We start from the raw sequence: 17354 nt of genomic DNA, 5'->3' as shown, positions 1-17354 counted from the left end.
CATGGTAGAAGCCCACGATCCGATATTGTATAAAGGAGGTCATGGACATGGCTTCAAACGAACAGACACCTGTACTTGAAGTAAAAGGATTACAAACATCATTCTTTACGCCTGATGGAGAAGTTAAGGCCGTTGACGGCGTTGATTTTAGTGTTAATAGTAACGAGACATTAGGAATTGTAGGAGAGTCAGGTTCAGGTAAGAGTATTACGTCACTTTCAGTTATGCGATTAATCCAACATCCTGGTAAAATTGTTGGGGGAACGATTGAACTAAGCGGCGAAGATTTATTAAAGAAATCAAAGCAACAATTTGCAAAGTATCGAGGCAACCGTCTTTCAATGATTTTCCAAGAGCCAATGACATCGTTAAACCCAGTGTTTACAGTCGGTTCTCAAATTGCTGAAGCGGTTCGTATTCATAAGAAACTCGACAAAAAAGCAGCATGGCAAGAAGCGGTTAACATGCTGAAACTAGTCGGAATACCAGCGCCAGAGGACCGTGCTAAGCGTTATCCTCATGAGTTATCTGGAGGGATGCGTCAGCGTGTGATGATCGCGATTGCACTTTCATGCGACCCTGAACTTCTGATCGCTGATGAACCAACAACAGCACTTGACGTAACCATTCAAGCGCAAATTCTAGAACTGATCAAAGAGCTTCAAGAGAAGTCAGGAATGGCCGTTCTAATGATTACACACGATTTAGGTGTTATTGCTGAAACGGCAGATAAAGTTGTTGTAATGTACGCGGGTGAAGTAGTGGAGCAAGCAGATGTGAAGACATTGTTTAAGCGACCATTACACCCTTATACTCAAGGATTGATGAATGCCATTCCACGTCACGATATTGACCTTGATGAGCTTGAAATGATCCCAGGAACGGTTCCAACTCCACAGAACATGCCGAGCGGTTGTCGCTTCGCAGAGCGTTGCCCTTATGCTAGAGAACTTTGTGTAGAGAAGCATCCAGAACTTGCAACACCTTCTAACAATGTGGATGAAGGTATTACGACAGGTCAAACACGTTGCTGGATTTATACGGATGAATGGGATGGACCGAACCCGACGAAAGGGGTTGCAACGAATCAATGACAACACCGTTATTTGAAGCAAAGAATTTACAAAAGTACTTTCCAGTAAAAGGCGGAATTCTAAATCGTACGCAAGCCCAAGTTAAAGCGGTCGATGACGTATCCTTCGCTATAAATCCTGGTGAGACACTTAGTATTGTAGGAGAATCTGGTTGTGGTAAATCAACGACAGGTCGAGCGATTTTACGACTTGATGACCCTACTGACGGAGAAATCCTTTTTGAAGGGCAAAACCTTATGGAGCTTAGCAAATCTGATTTACGTCAAAAGCGTAAAGAAATGCAGATTATTTTCCAAGATCCATATGCGTCTTTGAACCCACGACAAAAGGTTAAGCAAATTCTCGATGAAGCGATGGCAATTCAAGGTGTTGTGCCTAAAGCAAAGCGCCCTGAGCGTATTCGTGAATTGATGGAAGTTGTTGGTTTAAGGCCAGAACAAGCAGAACGTTACCCATTCCAATTTAGTGGGGGACAACGTCAAAGAATCGGGATTGCCCGAGCTTTGTCTGTAGATCCTAAACTCATTGTTTGTGATGAAGCTGTATCTGCCCTTGACGTGTCAACACAAGCACAAGTATTAAACTTGTTAAAGAAACTACAAAAAGATCTAGATTTAACGTATTTGTTTATCTCTCACGATTTAGGGGTTGTTCGTCACATCTCTGATCGAGTGATCGTTATGTACCTCGGTAAGATCGTCGAAATTGCTGATAAAAAAGATCTCTTTGATAGTCCAAGACATCCATATACTCGTGCATTGTTATCAGCGATTCCAATTCCAGATCCATCGAAAACGAGAGAACGAATCGTTTTACAAGGTGATGTTCCTTCACCAATGAATCCGCCATCTGGCTGTAGATTCCACACTCGTTGCCCGTTTGCAACAGATATTTGTAAGACAGAGGAGCCAGAACTTCGTTCAACGACGTTCATGAATGAAACTCATAAGGCTGCATGTCATCATATCGAAAAGATTGCGGAAACTGAAAAGACTTCAATCGTATAAGTAAAACAAGTCGCTCTAAGGAGCGACTTGTTTTTGTTTATTTGCATTAGCAGTATGCAGAACCTACGATTACGAGTAAGATGAAAAGCACAACAACAAATGCAAATCCGCCTAAACCGTTTGATCCACCATATCCACCGCTGTGACAACATTCTGACATGTAGCATTCCTCCTGGAATCTTGAATTCTTAGAGAACCGCTTGCTCTCCATACTAACCTATGCAAAGCACCTAAAACGGGTGTGTAAGAAATTTGAAATCGGGCGCTTTACCTACTCAGCTTTGAAAGTAATCATAGCTTGTAATTCCATGAATACAATGTGGTAATACGATGGGTAAAGGGAGGAAGGGTATGAGTACGAAAAAAAGACACAATCAAGTTCAACCTCTTCTATATATTGATAATCCAAACCATTCAATGCCAACGGTTGGTGATAATGAACTTGAACTTCTATACAAAAGAACGGTAAAAGAACATTTGGAAGAAGTTGAGGAAAAAGAGCCTGTAAAAGAGCTTTCTCCAACGCATGTGAGTGACGAACTAGTGTCAGAACAAAACGATGTAAGTGAAGAAGTTTTACCTGATTCCAATGAAGATGAGGTGCCAAAGAAGCGATCGTTTGATTTGAATCGACATCTTGGACCGAATTGGCAGAAGTCCATTGAATCCCCAAATTCTAAAGCAAATGAAATATTGCGTGATGCGATTGAAGAAAGAGTTAGAAAAACGAACGAGACGAACAAAAAAGAAGAACGAACGAGTGAAGAAAAGACGCATTCACGCAAATCTTCAGAACAGCTCGTCCAGCCTTCACGTAAAAAAGGGTTTGAAAATCGTTCGACAGAAGATAAAGTAAGGTTGCTTTATAAAATGAGAACGTTAAATCCAACCGTTTGTATTTGCCAAACGAAAGAAGAAACATGGGTCGGCAACGTAACTGATATTGAAGAAGATCAATTTACGATGCAGACCCAACAATTACCTTATCAAGTAACGATACGGTACGAGGATGTCATTGACTTAACCCTCGACCATTTCTCTAGTGTTTAATACCTTACATGCCAGGTGCTGGTGGAATTGTCCCGATAGGGTTATCAACAAGGCCTGGATCTAAACATTGGATTGCGCAGAAGCAGCTTAAATCTACTTCAATGCAGCAGTTCGTGCGTTCTAGTGAAACAACATCTGATAAAGATGTTGGATCTACGCAACAAGATTGTGTAAAGAGAATGTCGCCTGTTGGACGAAGTAGTGATAATGTCGCACAGCAAGACTTTTCACAAATGTTCTCAACTCTGAAGAATACAGTTTCAAAAACATCTGGGAAGTCGGCTGTTAAACCACCAGTTGCCCAAAACAATTCACCTGTTTTACCTTTTAACATGAATGGGATCGTATCATTGAAACGCCCGTTCGGCTTTAAGAGATTAGTAAAACAACTGTTTGCGCAGCTCCCTTTTTTTTCTACGGCATCTTGTGCTTCACTAATCGCAAGCACTGCATCGCACACGCAGTTGCCAGTATCGAAATCTTTGCGACCGCAGCTCACGCTCATCACTCCTTTAGGTTTTCCTTCATGTTCGCTATATCGTATGTACGTTTACCCTAAAGCGTGTGTAGTTTTATTTTCGATTAAAAAAATCGCTTCGTATCAATGGTTTACGCCGATTAATTTTAGCTGAATTGATCTTGAAATGTGTTTGATTTCTAAAATATGGGTAAATGATTTGTAAGGAGTGATGATGATGGGTTATGTTCCACAAGTGCATAATGATGTCGCAATTCAATACGGCTCACGTTTGTCAGGAAAACAATCTAATCACGCGTCTGTCCTTCAAGTAGCAAGAGTAAATCGGTACTCACGTGAACAACAGCCGTCTTCTTATGTAAAGAACATGGAACAAAGGTGGTTGCACCAACGAAGGTTACAAGCGAACGTAACCGGTAAAGGGAAGCAAATCGATCGTATCATATAAAAAATCCGACCCGTTAAGGTCGGATTTTTTAGTTTATCGTTTTCTCCATCGTTACGTGCGGAATTCCTGCATCCAAAAATTCTTCTTCAGACGTTACAGTATAGCCAATACGCTCGTAGAACCCGCGAGCTTGGGTTTGTGCATTAAGCTTAACCTTTTCTCCATTATTCATAGCTACATAACTCTCAAGTGCTTCCATAACCGCTTTACCTGCGCCAGTTCCACGGTGTTGTTCCAATATACAAATCCGCTCGGCTTTTCCAGTCGTTCCAAGCCAGCGTACTCGTCCTGCTCCAACGTATTGTTGATCACTTTCTAGAAGGAAATGAACGCTTTCATCTTCAAATTCATCCCACTCGTCTTCTTCAGACACTTCTTGTTCAATAACAAAAACGTCGTAGCGGATTTGTTGGACTTGTTTCATTTCTTCTTCAGTTGTTGCGATGATTGCTTTCATAGTATTCTCTCCTTTTTAAAGCCAGTGGAATTCAAGTGCTTCCGGGAGTAAAGGCCCCCAAGTGAACCACGTATGGTTGCCTTGATCGATCTTTTTGTAGTCGTAGGATTGAAGTTTATTTGCGAACAATTCATGAAGTGATTCATTCATCTCAATAAAGTCCAAGACTCTACCGTCTGTCGCTTTTACTTCACGCTCATCACTTCCAAATTGGTGATATATCTTAAGTGAATGTAGGGAGTTGCTTTCAGCGACCATCGTTTTTAATTGATCATCAACATAGGGAGAGAAGAGAACGGCTCGTTGGAAAGTATCAGGGTAAGTTAAGCAAGTCATCAATGCCAAAGATGCTGAAAGTGAGTCACCCATTAGTAATCTCGAATCAGGATTTTGATTTAGGTTGTAGTGATCTTCAAGCATCGGTAAAAGTTCTTCTTTGATAAACCGTAAATAATCGTTCGTATGCTCTCCATCAGGAGCATACCATTTCCGTCTCATGGCGACCCGTGGGTATGGAACTCCAACGACAATCGTTTCAGGACCGCTGTCTTCTAGAATAAAGTGTTCAACTTTTTGGTCGACTTTTCCGAGTTTAAAGAAGTCTTGTCCATCGCCAGTAATGATTAGGTTATAGCTGAAATTTTCATGATAGTTCGGTGGAATATATACGTGCAAATCAAACTCATGATCAAGCAATTTACTTTGTAAATGAAGGGTTTCAACAGTTCCGTCCAAGTGAAAATCGCTCCTTTTATGACTTCAAATTCTCTCCAAGTATAGCATATTACAGTAAAACTTGGCGTTGTATGTGAATATGTTACATTAATGACAGGGGGAATGATCGTGAGGGATGAAAAAATTATCGTTACTGGCGATATCATTTCACATCACGCACGAACGAAGTTACAAGAACGGGGAGTAGAGATTGACGCAATCGCAGAAATTGTATATGCTTTACAACATCCATATGCACCTAATCTTACGATGGCGGAGTGTGTTGAAAGCGTTGATGCTGTACTCATAAAAAGAGAGATCCAACATGCGATACTCGTTGGCATAGAATTGGACGTATTAGCAGAAGAAGGTCGTTTAAGTGAGCCGTTGTTATCATTAATTACTGGCGACGAAGGTTTATTTGGAGTTGATGAAACGATCGCCCTTGGTTCTGTTTTTGGTTTCGGTAGCATTGCTGTGACATCATTTGGGTATCTTGATAAAGAGAAGACTGGGATTATACGAGAACTGGACCGTTCAACGGATCAGGTGAATACGTTTTTAGATGATTTAGTGTGTAGCATTGCAGCGAATGCTTCTGCGCGGTTAGCGCATCGACTTCGTGATCGTGATGAAGCAACGACAGTCGTCATAAGAAAGCCTGAAGATGAGGAACTGATCGGTTAGTTAAAGGAGCAATAGGAATGAAGCGTGGACCACATTGGATTTATTTTAAGCAAACATTCCGTTCTAAATTTCAAGCTGGTTGTATAAAAGCAAAGCTTGAAGACAATTGGCAAAATGGGTATGAGGTTGGTCCACTTGTCGAGATCATCCGCCTGCGAAATGATAAATATGTCGTACGTTATACGTATGATGAATAAAGACTCCTTGATAAGAGGGAGTGTGGAACATGGTATGACTCAGACGAGTCATACCATGTTTCATTTTAAGATAAATGTAGTCTCGTTGAGTAGGTTGAAAAGTTGGATAGGGTGCGAATGAAGAAGAGTATTTGAATCTTTTATTTGAGTTGTTAAGACAACCAAGCATAAGTGCTCAACAAATTGGTGTAGACAAATGCGCACAGATTTTAAAGCGTCAATTGTTAGATTACGATATTAAAGCTACGATTTACGAAACAAAAGGTAGTCCGATTGTATATGGTGAAATCATTAATCCGAAGAACACAAAAACAATTTTGATTTACGGACATTACGATGTGCAACCTCCAGAGCCAATTGAAGCTTGGGAGACACCACCATTTGAACCATCAATTAGGAATGGAAAGATCTATGCAAGGGGAGTTGGGGATAATAAAGGGCAAATGCTTGCACATGTCTTTGCAATTAAGACGTTGCGAGATCTTCAAATTGACTTTTCTGTCAATGTTAAATTTTTATTTGATGGGGAAGAAGAAAGCAGTAGCCATAGTCTTCCTGAGTTCATAAAAGAGCACCAAGAGTTGTTAGTTGCAGATGTGTTGTACAATGCAGATGGTCCGCTGGATAGTACAGGTCGTCCAATCGTTTATTTAGGGAATCGGGGAATGTTGTATGTCGAGCTTACAGCGATTGGTGCGACACAAGACAATCACTCAGGCAACAAAGGCAATATCGTACCAAACCCTGCATGGAAATTAATCAATGTATTGCAGTCGATGCGAGCAGGAACTGATGGAGAAGTTCTAATTGAAGGGTTTTATGATGATGTTCGTCCAGTGACGATCGAAGATATTCGGCATTTGCAAGAGCAGCCATTTGATCTTCAAGAGACGGGGCGAGTTATTGGGTATGAAGCGTTAGATATGAGTGGTGAAGAATATTATGAGAAGTTAACACTTACACCGACATTTAACATTAGTGGTCTATCAAGTGGCTATTCTGGAACTGGGCAAAAGACGGTCATTCCAAGTGAGGACAAAGTGAAAATTGATATTCGACTTGTCGCTGATCAAGACCCTGACGATATATATAGGAAACTCGTTGCTCATATTCAGCAGGTGGATCCGTCTTTAGACATTGTACGGGTCGGTGCGAGTAAGCCAACAAGAACATCAATGGAACTTGAAAGCGTTAGGCAAATCATTTCCTCCGTACACGATGCTCATGAATTGCAGCCAATCGTTTTACCAGCGATTGGAGCAACGTTTCCTGGTTATCTTTTTCAAGAGTTACTCGGAACGCTATCACTGTTAATTCCATACGCAAATGCAGATGAAGATAACCACGCACCGAATGAAAATATGGATGTGGAGTTGTTTTTCAAAGGAATTGAAACAACGTGTCATGTCATCCTTAATATTGGGAAGTGACAGCCATAAACACCAATAGAAAAAACCTAGCATTCGCTTATGCTAGGTTTTTTCCTAAGTACGCTTTACGCGTTTGGTTGAACCATCTTCGCAGGATCTACCCATTCGTTGAATTGCTCTTCAGTAAGGTGACCGCTTTGAAGTGCTGCTTCTTTAAGTGTTAATCCTTCTTGATGAGCATGCTTAGCAATCGCTGCAGCGTTCTCATAACCAATGTGTGGATTTAACGCTGTTACAAGCATCAGTGAGTTCTTCACGTGGTTTGCAATGTTTGCTTCTTCAGCTTCTAATCCTTCGATACAACGATCGTGGAACGAGTGCATAGCATCTGTAAGAAGTTGAACAGACTGTAAGAAGTTATAAATGATAACTGGTTTAAAGACATTTAATTCAAAGTTCCCTTGGCTAGCGGCAAAACCGATTGCAGCATCGTTACCCATCACTTGTGTCGCGACCATCGTAAGTGCTTCGCTTTGAGTAGGGTTTACTTTCCCAGGCATAATTGAGCTTCCTGGTTCGTTCGCAGGAATCGTTAACTCGCCGATCCCAGAACGTGGACCGCTTGCTAACCAACGAACGTCGTTGGCGATTTTCATAAGGTCAGCAGCAAGTGCTTTAATTGCACCGTGAGCGTAAGTCGTGTCATCGTGACTCGTTAACGCATGGAATTTGTTAGGTGCAGAACGGAATGGGAATGACGTGTATTCACTAATGAAGCCGGCAGTACGATCACCAAATTCTGGGTGAGCGTTAATTCCTGTTCCTACTGCTGTTCCACCAATAGCCAAGTCGTGCAAGTGGCGAATACTTTCGCTAATCATCGTTTCGGATTTACGAAGCATTTCATACCAACCGCTTACTTCTTGTCCGAGTGTAAGTGGTGTTGCGTCTTGAAGGTGTGTACGACCAATTTTAATGATCGAGTCAAACTGCTCTGATTTTTGTTGTAGCGTTTGTTTAAGTTTTGCTAATGCGGGTAGTAATCTCTGGTTGACATCGCTTACAGCTGCAATGTGCATTGCAGTTGGGAACGTATCGTTCGAGCTTTGTGAACGGTTCACATCATCGTTTGGATGAATGGTAATGTCTTTTCCTTGTTCTTGCAGGATTTCTGTTCCTCTTCGCGCAAGAACTTCGTTCATGTTCATGTTTGATTGCGTTCCACTACCTGTTTGCCAAACGACAAGCGGGAAGTGGCTGTCCCATTTACCTGCGAGAACTTCATCTGCAGCTTTTGCAATGGCATCTGCACGTTCGCTATCGAGCTTGCCGAGACTTTCATTTGCTCGTGCTGCAGCTTTCTTTAAAATTGCAAAACCGAGTACCACTTCACGTGGCATTTTTTCTGAACCGATTGGGAAGTTGTGAACACTACGTTGTGTTTGGGCACCCCAATGTTTATCTGCTGGTACTTGCATTTCACCTAGCGTATCTTTTTCAATACGATATTCCATCTAGTAATCGCTCCCTGTAAATAAGAATAAACATGGATTGACAGATTTCACTGTCCTTTCTATCATAAACCACTTTTCATGGAAGAAAAAGAGAGCGATAAATAAAAACAAAAAAATAATGATTTTTTTTATAAAATCTGGTTTAAAAGGTAAGTTATTGAGGTATATAAGAGCTAACAGGGTAAATGGTGAATACGAGAAGCGTAAACACGTTATCGGGTAACGTGCTTGTACACATAACTTCTTAACAGTATCAGGAACTACGCCCTCCTGAAGATATAGCATATGTCCCCCTGTAACGTGTGCGACTATCATTTACTGTTATTCCCACCCTGCCTGCATCCCTCATCCTCTGTTGTGACTCCGCCGTCCCCTGCGGAGTCACTTTTTTTGTTTAAAAAAGGAGTGTATACGATGAAGATCATTGCAATTAGTGGCAGCTTACGACAGCATTCGTTAAATTCAAAACTATTAGCAGAAGCGGTATCAATGAAACCAGATGATGTAACGATCACTGCGTATGAGATTCAAGAGATTCCGCTATTTAATGGAGATTTAGAAGAAGATGGTGATCCTGAGGCTGTATTGAGTCTTAAACGAGCGTTGAAAGAAAGTGATGGTTTGTTGATTGTAACGCCTGAATATCATGAGAGTATGCCGGGGGTTATCAAAAACGTGCTTGATTGGGTAGGTAGTGATGCGAATGAAAACGTATTAAGGAACTTACCCGTTGGTGTAATTGGCGCATCACCGACACGATTTGGTACAGCGCATGCGCAAAAGCAAGTGAAACAAGCACTCATTGCCGCAGGTTCGGAAGTGTTCCAAAAACCTGAAGTGTATGTCGCAAAGGCTAATGAAAAGTTCGATGATAAAGGTAATCTAACTGACGAACGCACAAAAAAAGCAGTAACGCGTTATTTGCAATCATTTTCTTCTTGGATCGGTAAGAAAATCTAACGTTTAAATCATAGTAGAGCGGGAATAGCCATAGTAAGGCCATTTTTTGAAATGGTTAAACTTAGGAGGCTATTAATCGTGAAAAGCAATGAACAGCCCATGAATTACACAGAACTTATGGAAAAGGCAATGCACCAAGCTCACGGAGTAAGCACGCAGGAATATCAATCAGACGTAGACAAGATGATTGAAGTTGAAAAGAAGCGTGAACAGAGCTACGAACAAGCTAAAAAGGTCATCTAATATGAAAAACCCTTGAACAATTTTTCGTTCAAGGGTTTTATTTTGTATTCATAAAGAGATCCCAAACATCGCCAAAGCGCATGTTAGCGACTTCTTTAAACATTTTATCTTTGTCTTTCTTTTTACTTAAATCACCTTGAATGATAATTTCCACCGTTTGATTTCGATCAACTAAGATCGCCCTCACACTCAAGACATTCGTTAATAACCCTGCAATCACAGCGATCTGTTCGGGTGTAAGTTGATTTTTGTTGGAATTCTTTTTATCTCCACTCATGATTGCAGCCTCCCTAGTGAATTAGGATAATGCTACGACTTCCAACTCATCGTCATCACCAGCATCTCTTGAATAGCCAAGAGAGAAAAGACCAAATAGTAAGATGACGATAAATAAGAGGAGTTCTTGGTTATCATTTTGATCGCTCAAAGAGACCAGCTCCTTCATTGTCTTCATATTAACCTATGCAAAGAGTAGGCGAATGTGAAGGCGTGAAACAATAAAAACGTCTCCTCATATTAGAGGAGACGTTTTATTGAAGTCATTATATGGTACGCTCAGTAATCTTTGTTTCTTGACCACCAAAAGTACGGTATGCACCGTGACGGACTGCACCGACATACTCATTCAAGCGAACACCGTGTTCAATGGCAGCTGTCACAAAAGCTTTAGCTGTACGAATTGCGTCGTGTACATCGTTTCCTTTTGCTAATTCTGCTGTAATTGCAGCGGCGAATGTACATCCAGCACCATGATTGTACGTTGTGTCGATTTTCTCGGTTTCAAGGACAATAAAGGATTTACCATCGTATACAACATCGACCGCACGATCGTGTTCGAGTTGCTTTCCGCCTTTTACAACAACATATTGAGTACCACGTTCGTGAATTTTGCCTGCTGCTTCTTTCATTTGTTCAATCGTAGTGATTTTCTCCATTTGAGCAAGTTGAGAAGCTTCGAATAAATTCGGTGTTGCAACTTTCGCAACGGGTACGAGCACTTCACGTAATGCATCTGCAGTTTCTGGGTGTAGTACTTCGTCCTCGCCTTTGCAAACGAGTACTGGGTCTACGACAGAGTTTGTTAGGTTGTGTGCTTTTATTTTATTTGCAGCAAGTTCAATGACGTCAACAGAACCGAGCATGCCTGTCTTCATGGCATCTACACCAATTGATAAAATGGTATTTAGTTGGGTTTCGACTGTATCGACAGGTTGTGGAAATACTTGATGATGCCATCCTTCAGGTTTCATCGCAACTATCGTTGTTAATGCGTTCATTCCATAAACGCCGAGATCTTGAAAGGTTTTTAGGTCAGCTTGTATTCCTGCTCCTCCGCTTGAATCAGATCCTGCAATCGTTAATGCTTTAGCAATTGACATAATCGTTATAGATCCCCCTTGATGATAAGCTCATACTACGTTTATTATAAGCTGTTTTGTAGAACATTGACAACAATTGTAACTGAATAAAGACACATGTATAGCTGAACACGTTCATCGTAAACTTGTGTGCTTGATTAAGAGCTCATTGCTTAGAAATTTTATGAGAGAAAATCAGAACAGTTTAGAAATGTAGACATGTTTGCCAAGCTGTTGCATATTCCTCAAAGTAGAGAATTGTTTACGAAAGAGAACCCCAAGACGACTACTTAAAGGAGGAAGGAACGTTATATGAAGAAACGATGGGTGTTTGTGAGCGCGTTAGCATTAACGTTAGTATTAGCAGCTTGTGGATCTTCAGAATCATCCGATGTTGAGGGTATGGAAGATGCGAATGAAACGGCTGCAGTAGAACAAGAGTCAGAGGCAACAGGATTGCATGAATTTGAGTATATGAATCAAGATAATGAAGTCGTTACAAATGAAGATTTGAAAGGGAAGTATTCCCTCGTCAATATGGTCTTCACACGTTGCCCAACTGTTTGTAATTTAATGACACCGAACATGACGAATTTGCAAAATGAGTTAGATGAAAAAGGGTTGGACGTAAACCTTGTTTCGTTTACGGTAGATCCTGAACACGATACACCTGAAAAACTTAAAGCGTATGGTGAACAATACGATGCAGATTTCTCTAATTGGGATTTCCTAACAGGATATGACCGTGAAGAGGTTGAAAGCTTTGCAGCTAGTTCATTTAATAGTGTCGTACAATCTCATCCTGAAAATGATGATATTATCCACTCGACACAAACGTATTTACTCGATATAAATGGTCAAGTTGTTGAACAATTTGACGGATTAGAAGTCGATAAAGAACCGATTATCGATGCAATTGAAACACTTGTAGAAATGGAAAAATAAAAAAACTGAGCTGACGGTTGTTCCGTCCAGCTCAGTTTTTTAGTCATTCATCATTTGATGATCCACAAGTTCTCGATAAAGCGGATGATTTTCATATAATGCTTGGTGGTTGCCAGCACCAGTCACGACCCCGCGTTCCAACACAATGAGCTGATGTGCATCTTTCACGGTTGAAAGCCGATGTGCAATCACAAGCGTTGTACGGTTTTTCATGAGTGATTGTAGTGCTTCTTGAACTAACGCTTCAGAGTGACTATCTAAATGAGCGGTCGCTTCGTCTAGTAGTAGCAGTTCAGGATCACGAATAATTGCTCTAGCAATTGCTAGTCGTTGTCTTTGTCCACCAGATACGCGTATACCTCGCTCACCAACTTCGGTTGAGTATCCTTGCGGAAGGTCTTCAATAAAGCTTGATAAATTCGCTTTTAAAACGGCGTCTTTCACAGTCTGTTCATCAACATCGTCCAAGCCGTACGTGAGGTTTTTGTAGATGCTTCCTGCCATTAACGGGGAATCTTGTGAAACGTAAGCGATTTTGCTACGCCAATCATGTAATTTATACGACTGAATATCTGTACCATCGTAATAAATGTTTCCTTCATTCGGGAGGTAAAACCGCTCAATCAAAGAGAATAACGTAGTTTTACCTGCGCCACTTGGACCAACAAATGCTGTCATTTGTCCAGAGCGTGCGGTAAAAGAGACGTTAGATAAAATCGTTTTCTCGGTATTGTATTGAAAAGATACGTTGTTAAACGTCAGGTCCGTTAAATCGGTTTTCTCCGATGAATTGAGTTTTTCTTTCTCAGAATTAAATTCAAAGATCGATTGAATACGATCGGTGGCGCCCATTGCTTTTTGAAACTGTGTATAAAATTGAGCCAATTGTGTCACAGGGAAGATAATCTGGAAAATGTAAAAGACAACCGCAACGAGTGCACCAGCGGTCAATGTTCCTTGAGCGACTTGAATGCCTCCATATCCAAAGACGATAACGAGTGCTACAAGGGTTACCGTCGTCATGAGTGGCATAACAATAGCCATAATCTTGCCTTCCCTCATCCCGTAACCAAACAATGATTGAATCCGTGTTTTTCCTTGTTTCTCTTCCACAGGTTCTGCAATGGACAATTTCACGAGTCTGATCTCGCCTAAAACACGCCCTAAATCCCCTTGAAATGCAGCCGTTTCATCTTGCAGTGATTTAGAAACCGTATACATGCGACTACCTAATGGTAAGATTACGAGCATCGCTAATGGTAAAAAGAGGACAAGAAGAAGCGCCATTTTCCAATCGATCACAAAAAGTAAAATGACAGAACCGATAATCGATATGAAGCTTGAGAAAAATGGAATGAGTTGCATCGTGAAGAAGTCCTTAATTACATTCGTATCATTTGTGACTCGGCTCATCGTCTCACCAGATGAATGTTGATCGAAGAATTGAATCGGTAAATACAATATTTTGTTCCACAACGTCGTACGTAATCTTGCTACGATCGTTTCTCCAACATAAATCATCATATAGAGTGAAACACCGGATAAAATGATTTGTGCGACAAAAACAACAACAAGGGTAGCTATAATTAGAAGTTGAAAGCCTTCAGCGACCATGGCGTTCACGATATTCATCGTAATTAAGGGTACGATTAAAGAAAGTAAAGACTCGCCTATGACGAGAGCAATAGCTACAATAACGATCCACATACGTGGTCGATACTGTTGGAATAAATGATAGAAGTCTTTTATGGTGCGTTTCTTTTCGGACATTATAGTCTCCTTATGTAGGTGTAATGGAATGATGAGCATACATTCAATGTTTATTGTATGTCATTACGTAACGTTAGGGGCAAAAAAAATATATTAAAACACACTAGACAGATTGGAATTTAATGATTAAAATATACTTACTCCTGTAACTCCTTGAGTAAATTGCATGGATTCACTTTGACTCCTACTAATCCGTTTAGTAGGAGCTTTTTTATGAAATCTAGTATTCATTTTAACTTGCGTTTTATTAAACTTATAAAAATAGTAGGGTATATCCCCGGCATCTAGAATTTTTTTGTCTTAATGTTCGTTTGTTCATGAGATGTTCATATTCAATTGCGAAGATAAAGAGAGTAAGAGGTTTATCAGTGCTTGTAATCGGCAATCCTGTTAAACTAAAGATGTCATTGTAATTCATAAAGAGGGGAGATGAGAGCATGTTTAATATGTTTTTTGCTTCACATCAAGGATCTTGGGCATTTGTAGCGATTTTCTTTGTAATTGCTTATTTCCTTTACAAAGCACATAAGCGTAAAGCAGGTACGATTTTGCATATGATTTTACGTCTGTTCTTTATTATTATGATCGTTTCAGGGATTGGAATGCTTATCGAGTATAATTGGGCAGCGATGTATGTTATTAAAGGAATCTTAGCCATTGTTATGATGGGATTAATGGAAATGTCTTTAGGAAAGACAAAACGTGGAGAAAACGGTATGGGTGGATTCATTGGTGCCGTTGTTATTCTAGTTATTGTCGCTCTTATGGGCTTTGGAGTGATTAGCTTCTAAAAAGGGTGTCATTAGACGCCCTTTTACTAGTTCAATCCACTTATTTTTGTTGTTTTCTGTTTGAAAAACGGTCAATGTTGGTATACATAAGTACGTCAAACAAAAAGAGGTGTGCGCTAATGTTACGCACGATCCTTATGATTATCGGCCTTATTGTAGTCATCAGTATTGTACTTAGCTTAATCTAATTCAAAAAGACACCGACAGGCGGTGTCTTTTTGATTGTGACATGAAAAATGAAAGTTAAGAGTTGACCATTCCGTGTGGATCAATAACAAATTTCTTTGCGGCACCTTTGTCGAAATCTTCATATCCCTTAGGTGCTTCATCAAGTGTAATTAACTGAGCGTTAACTGCTTTTGCAATTTGTGCTTTTCCTGAAAGAATTGATTTCATTAAGTTGCGATTGTACTGCATTGCAGGTGTCTGACCTGTCGCAAACGTATGAGCTTTCGCCCAACCAAGACCAAACCGTACTTTCAAAGAACCAGTCTTAGCATCTTCATCTACGCCACCAGGGTCATCTGTAACGTAGAGTCCTGGAATTCCAAGCCCGCCTCCCGCTTGCGTCACGTCCATAATTGCGTTCAGCACCGCAGCAGGCTGTTCACCACTCTCGCCGTGACCTGAAGCTTCAAAGCCGACCGCATCCACTGCAGCATCAACTTCAGGAACACCTAAGATTTGTTCAATCTGCTCTCCTAAACGATCATGTTCTTTTAAATTGACTGTTTCACATCCAAAACTCTTGGCTTGCTGTAAACGCTCTGCATTTAAATCACCGACGATAACAGCAGATGCACCGAGTAGTTGTGAAGAGTGAGCAGCAGCTAGTCCAACCGGTCCAGCTCCTGCAATATAGACTGTAGATCCCATCTTAACGCCAGCAGTATAGGCGCCGTGGAATCCAGTTGGAAAGATATCGGTTAACATCGTTAAATCCATAATTTTTTCTAATGCTAAATCCCGATCTGGGAAGACGAGAAGTTGGAAATCGGCGTAAGGAACCATCACATACTCTGATTGTCCACCAACCCATCCACCCATATCCACATAACCATAAGCAGCCCCAGGTCGTTCAGGGTTAACGTTCGTACAAATATGTGTTTTTTGAGTTTGGCACATGACACAACGACCACAAGCAATATTAAATGGAACGGAAACGACGTCACCTTTCTTGATGAATTCAACATCTCGTCCAACTTCAATTACCTCACCAGTGATTTCGTGCCCGAGAACGAGACCTTCAGGAGCGGTTGTCCGACCTCTGACCATGTGTTGGTCACTACCACAAATATTCGTCGTAATGACCTTTAAAATGACGCCATGTTCACATTTTCGATCAACATTTGATTTCGGGACACCTGGACCATCTCGTAATACGAGTTCCGGATAAGGCGTATCTTGAACTTCAACACGACCTGCACCTTTGTAAACAACTGCACGATTGTTCGTCAATGTAACTGATGCCTCCTCCAACAATAAATTAGCCAACTAGGCTATAATTTTAATACCCTGAAAATTGATGTTTAAATCCGAAAGTTCGGTAAATATAAGCGAAAAAACGACTCTCAATCAAAAGACGAGAGCCGTTATTAATTAAGTTGTTGTAATTAATGTGCCTAAAAACCCTGGTGCAAAGCGGAAAATACTTACGTGACCTGCGCTATTCGCTTGGTTAGCCCCGTTGACAATGTTTACTGTGAATGTTGATGTGTTTCTAATTTGAATGGTGTCGCCAGCGGCATAGTTTTGGACCCGAATTACTGATATTTGACCACTAGTAGCAGAATTTGCTCCAGGAGCTGCTGGAGTAACTGTATTGTTATTAATAATAAGAGAAAATACAGCTCCTGTCGTCGTAGGGTTAGCAGTGTTTAAAGTAACTTCAATAAAGTATAGACCTGGCGTAACAACAGTAAAGGTTCCGTTCGCTGCATTGTACGTTATCCCTGCGTACTGATTAGGGGTTAACTGAAGTACGTTTGCATTCGAAGCGATCGCTTGTGGTTGAACATTGCTATTAAAAAATGGTTGAGCAAGTGTTGGAACTATTCCTGTGACACCAGTAACACCCGTGATGCCCGTAGCGCCCGTAACGCCGGTAGCGCCCGTGATGCCCGTAGCGCCCGTAATGCCCGTAGCGCCCGTAACGCCGGTAGCGCCCGTGATGCCCGTAGCGCCAGTAATACCGGTAGCGCCCGTGATGCCAGTGGCCCCAGTAATGCCAGTAGCCCCCGTAATACCAGTGGCGCCTGAAATACCGGTAGC

21 protein-coding genes and 1 pseudogene are annotated in these 17354 nt (G+C 41.1%); 11 read left to right on the top strand and 11 right to left on the bottom strand.

Annotation, left to right across the window (positions count from 1 at the left end; genetic code table 11):
* Positions 1-47: 47 nt before the first annotated feature.
* Positions 48-1094: an ABC transporter ATP-binding protein gene (locus JOD17_RS02935; RefSeq protein WP_204695645.1), complete on the top strand. Its 1047-nt coding sequence runs from the start codon at positions 48-50 to the stop codon at positions 1092-1094.
* Positions 1091-2101 (top strand): ABC transporter ATP-binding protein, encoded by a 1011-nt coding sequence (locus tag JOD17_RS02930; RefSeq protein ID WP_204695644.1) that lies wholly within the window; start codon positions 1091-1093, stop codon positions 2099-2101. The genes JOD17_RS02935 and JOD17_RS02930 overlap by 4 nt, the downstream gene beginning before the upstream one ends.
* Before the next feature lie 46 nt (positions 2102-2147).
* Here the strand turns inward: JOD17_RS02930 and JOD17_RS02925 are convergent, their stop codons facing one another.
* Positions 2148-2261, bottom strand: coding sequence for a YjcZ family sporulation protein (locus JOD17_RS02925; protein ID WP_204695643.1), 114 nt, complete (start codon positions 2259-2261; stop codon positions 2148-2150).
* A gap of 191 nt (positions 2262-2452) precedes the next feature.
* On the opposite strand from JOD17_RS02925, the gene JOD17_RS02920 reads away from it, so the two are divergent.
* Positions 2453-3151 carry a CotO family spore coat protein gene (locus tag JOD17_RS02920; RefSeq protein WP_204695642.1) on the top strand — a complete coding sequence of 233 codons (699 nt, stop codon included), beginning with the start codon at positions 2453-2455 and terminating at the stop codon, positions 3149-3151.
* Positions 3152-3155: 4 nt separating this feature from the next.
* Here JOD17_RS02920 and JOD17_RS02915 read toward each other — a convergent pair whose 3' ends face one another.
* Positions 3156-3650: a CotY/CotZ family spore coat protein gene (locus tag JOD17_RS02915; protein WP_338028748.1), complete on the bottom strand. Its 495-nt coding sequence runs from the start codon at positions 3648-3650 to the stop codon at positions 3156-3158.
* Positions 3651-3846: 196 nt separating this feature from the next.
* Between JOD17_RS02915 and JOD17_RS02910 the strand changes: the two genes are divergently transcribed.
* Entirely contained in the window at positions 3847-4077 is a 231-nt protein-coding gene (locus JOD17_RS02910) for a hypothetical protein (protein ID WP_204695640.1), read from the top strand.
* 28 nt (positions 4078-4105) lie between these two features.
* Here JOD17_RS02910 and JOD17_RS02905 read toward each other — a convergent pair whose 3' ends face one another.
* Both JOD17_RS02905 and JOD17_RS02900 read right to left on the bottom strand, forming a co-directional pair.
* The gene (locus JOD17_RS02905; protein ID WP_204695639.1) at positions 4106-4534 is read right to left on the bottom strand and encodes a GNAT family N-acetyltransferase; all 429 of its coding nucleotides are present in this window, start codon (positions 4532-4534) and stop codon (positions 4106-4108) included.
* Between the two features lie 15 nt (positions 4535-4549).
* Entirely contained in the window at positions 4550-5269 is a 720-nt protein-coding gene (locus JOD17_RS02900; RefSeq protein WP_204695638.1) for an alpha/beta hydrolase, read from the bottom strand.
* Positions 5270-5377: 108 nt separating this feature from the next.
* Between JOD17_RS02900 and JOD17_RS02895 the strand changes: the two genes are divergently transcribed.
* From JOD17_RS02895 to JOD17_RS02885, 3 genes are all read left to right on the top strand, one after another.
* Complete coding sequence (locus JOD17_RS02895; protein ID WP_420827924.1) at positions 5378-5935, top strand: phosphatidylglycerophosphatase A family protein; 558 nt, start codon at positions 5378-5380, stop codon at positions 5933-5935.
* A 17-nt stretch (positions 5936-5952) separates the two neighbouring features.
* The gene (locus tag JOD17_RS02890) at positions 5953-6132 is read left to right on the top strand and encodes a hypothetical protein (RefSeq protein WP_042360706.1); all 180 of its coding nucleotides are present in this window, start codon (positions 5953-5955) and stop codon (positions 6130-6132) included.
* A gap of 131 nt (positions 6133-6263) precedes the next feature.
* Positions 6264-7562, top strand: coding sequence for a M20/M25/M40 family metallo-hydrolase (locus JOD17_RS02885; RefSeq protein ID WP_204695636.1), 1299 nt, complete (start codon positions 6264-6266; stop codon positions 7560-7562).
* 65 nt (positions 7563-7627) lie between these two features.
* Here JOD17_RS02885 and fumC read toward each other — a convergent pair whose 3' ends face one another.
* Entirely contained in the window at positions 7628-9016 is a 1389-nt protein-coding gene (gene fumC, locus JOD17_RS02880; RefSeq protein ID WP_042420878.1) for a class II fumarate hydratase, read from the bottom strand.
* 414 nt (positions 9017-9430) lie between these two features.
* Here fumC and JOD17_RS02875 point away from each other — a divergent pair, with 414 nt between their 5' ends.
* On the top strand, positions 9431-9976 hold the full coding sequence (locus JOD17_RS02875; RefSeq protein WP_204695635.1) for an NADPH-dependent FMN reductase: 546 nt from the start codon (positions 9431-9433) through the stop codon (positions 9974-9976).
* Between the two features lie 78 nt (positions 9977-10054).
* Positions 10055-10219: a YuzK family famiily protein gene (locus JOD17_RS02870; protein WP_204696103.1), complete on the top strand. Its 165-nt coding sequence runs from the start codon at positions 10055-10057 to the stop codon at positions 10217-10219.
* A gap of 37 nt (positions 10220-10256) precedes the next feature.
* Here the strand turns inward: JOD17_RS02870 and JOD17_RS02865 are convergent, their stop codons facing one another.
* The 3 genes from JOD17_RS02865 to pdxK all read right to left on the bottom strand — a co-directional run bounded on the left by JOD17_RS02865 (position 10257) and on the right by pdxK (position 11598).
* The gene (locus JOD17_RS02865; protein WP_204695634.1) at positions 10257-10496 is read right to left on the bottom strand and encodes a hypothetical protein; all 240 of its coding nucleotides are present in this window, start codon (positions 10494-10496) and stop codon (positions 10257-10259) included.
* 21 nt (positions 10497-10517) lie between these two features.
* Complete coding sequence (locus JOD17_RS21495; RefSeq protein ID WP_255343403.1) at positions 10518-10646, bottom strand: hypothetical protein; 129 nt, start codon at positions 10644-10646, stop codon at positions 10518-10520.
* Between the two features lie 115 nt (positions 10647-10761).
* Positions 10762-11598: a pyridoxine/pyridoxal/pyridoxamine kinase gene (gene pdxK, locus JOD17_RS02860; RefSeq protein WP_204695633.1), complete on the bottom strand. Its 837-nt coding sequence runs from the start codon at positions 11596-11598 to the stop codon at positions 10762-10764.
* Between the two features lie 291 nt (positions 11599-11889).
* Here pdxK and JOD17_RS02855 point away from each other — a divergent pair, with 291 nt between their 5' ends.
* Positions 11890-12522 carry an SCO family protein gene (locus JOD17_RS02855; RefSeq protein WP_204695632.1) on the top strand — a complete coding sequence of 211 codons (633 nt, stop codon included), beginning with the start codon at positions 11890-11892 and terminating at the stop codon, positions 12520-12522.
* Between the two features lie 39 nt (positions 12523-12561).
* Here JOD17_RS02855 and JOD17_RS02850 read toward each other — a convergent pair whose 3' ends face one another.
* On the bottom strand, positions 12562-14292 hold the full coding sequence (locus JOD17_RS02850; protein WP_204695631.1) for an ABC transporter ATP-binding protein: 1731 nt from the start codon (positions 14290-14292) through the stop codon (positions 12562-12564).
* A 437-nt stretch (positions 14293-14729) separates the two neighbouring features.
* Between JOD17_RS02850 and JOD17_RS02845 the strand changes: the two genes are divergently transcribed.
* Positions 14730-15083: a DUF1516 family protein gene (locus JOD17_RS02845; protein ID WP_204695630.1), complete on the top strand. Its 354-nt coding sequence runs from the start codon at positions 14730-14732 to the stop codon at positions 15081-15083.
* A gap of 243 nt (positions 15084-15326) precedes the next feature.
* Here JOD17_RS02845 and fdhA read toward each other — a convergent pair whose 3' ends face one another.
* On the bottom strand, positions 15327-16562 hold the full coding sequence (fdhA, locus tag JOD17_RS02840; RefSeq protein ID WP_239575231.1) for a formaldehyde dehydrogenase, glutathione-independent: 1236 nt from the start codon (positions 16560-16562) through the stop codon (positions 15327-15329).
* A gap of 120 nt (positions 16563-16682) precedes the next feature.
* A pseudogene (locus JOD17_RS02835) lies at positions 16683-17354 on the bottom strand (collagen-like protein); the annotation flags it as partial.

The sequence above is a fragment of the Geomicrobium sediminis genome, from assembly GCF_016908595.1.
Lineage (GTDB): Bacteria > Bacillota > Bacilli > Bacillales > Marinococcaceae > Geomicrobium_A > Geomicrobium_A sediminis.
Note: the sequence above shows the minus strand (reverse complement) of the source record. Positions and strands in the feature narration are given on the sequence as shown.

Bases quoted from the DNA above. Each gene is read 5' to 3' on its own strand.
- JOD17_RS02930 (WP_204695644.1), top strand. From the start codon at position 1,091: ATGACAACACCGTTATTTGAAGCAAAGAATTTACAAAAGTACTTTCCA.
- JOD17_RS02925 (WP_204695643.1), bottom strand. From the start codon at position 2,261: ATGTCAGAATGTTGTCACAGCGGTGGATATGGTGGATCAAACGGTTTA.
- JOD17_RS02890 (WP_042360706.1), top strand. From the start codon at position 5,953: ATGAAGCGTGGACCACATTGGATTTATTTTAAGCAAACATTCCGTTCT.
- JOD17_RS02865 (WP_204695634.1), bottom strand. From the start codon at position 10,496: ATGAGTGGAGATAAAAAGAATTCCAACAAAAATCAACTTACACCCGAA.
- JOD17_RS02910 (WP_204695640.1), top strand. From the start codon at position 3,847: ATGGGTTATGTTCCACAAGTGCATAATGATGTCGCAATTCAATACGGC.
- JOD17_RS02855 (WP_204695632.1), top strand. From the start codon at position 11,890: ATGAAGAAACGATGGGTGTTTGTGAGCGCGTTAGCATTAACGTTAGTA.
- JOD17_RS02905 (WP_204695639.1), bottom strand. From the start codon at position 4,534: ATGAAAGCAATCATCGCAACAACTGAAGAAGAAATGAAACAAGTCCAA.
- JOD17_RS02875 (WP_204695635.1), top strand. From the start codon at position 9,431: ATGAAGATCATTGCAATTAGTGGCAGCTTACGACAGCATTCGTTAAAT.
- JOD17_RS02845 (WP_204695630.1), top strand. From the start codon at position 14,730: ATGTTTAATATGTTTTTTGCTTCACATCAAGGATCTTGGGCATTTGTA.
- fumC (WP_042420878.1), bottom strand. From the start codon at position 9,016: ATGGAATATCGTATTGAAAAAGATACGCTAGGTGAAATGCAAGTACCA.
- JOD17_RS02920 (WP_204695642.1), top strand. From the start codon at position 2,453: ATGAGTACGAAAAAAAGACACAATCAAGTTCAACCTCTTCTATATATT.
- JOD17_RS02935 (WP_204695645.1), top strand. From the start codon at position 48: ATGGCTTCAAACGAACAGACACCTGTACTTGAAGTAAAAGGATTACAA.
- JOD17_RS02850 (WP_204695631.1), bottom strand. From the start codon at position 14,292: ATGTCCGAAAAGAAACGCACCATAAAAGACTTCTATCATTTATTCCAA.
- pdxK (WP_204695633.1), bottom strand. From the start codon at position 11,598: ATGTCAATTGCTAAAGCATTAACGATTGCAGGATCTGATTCAAGCGGA.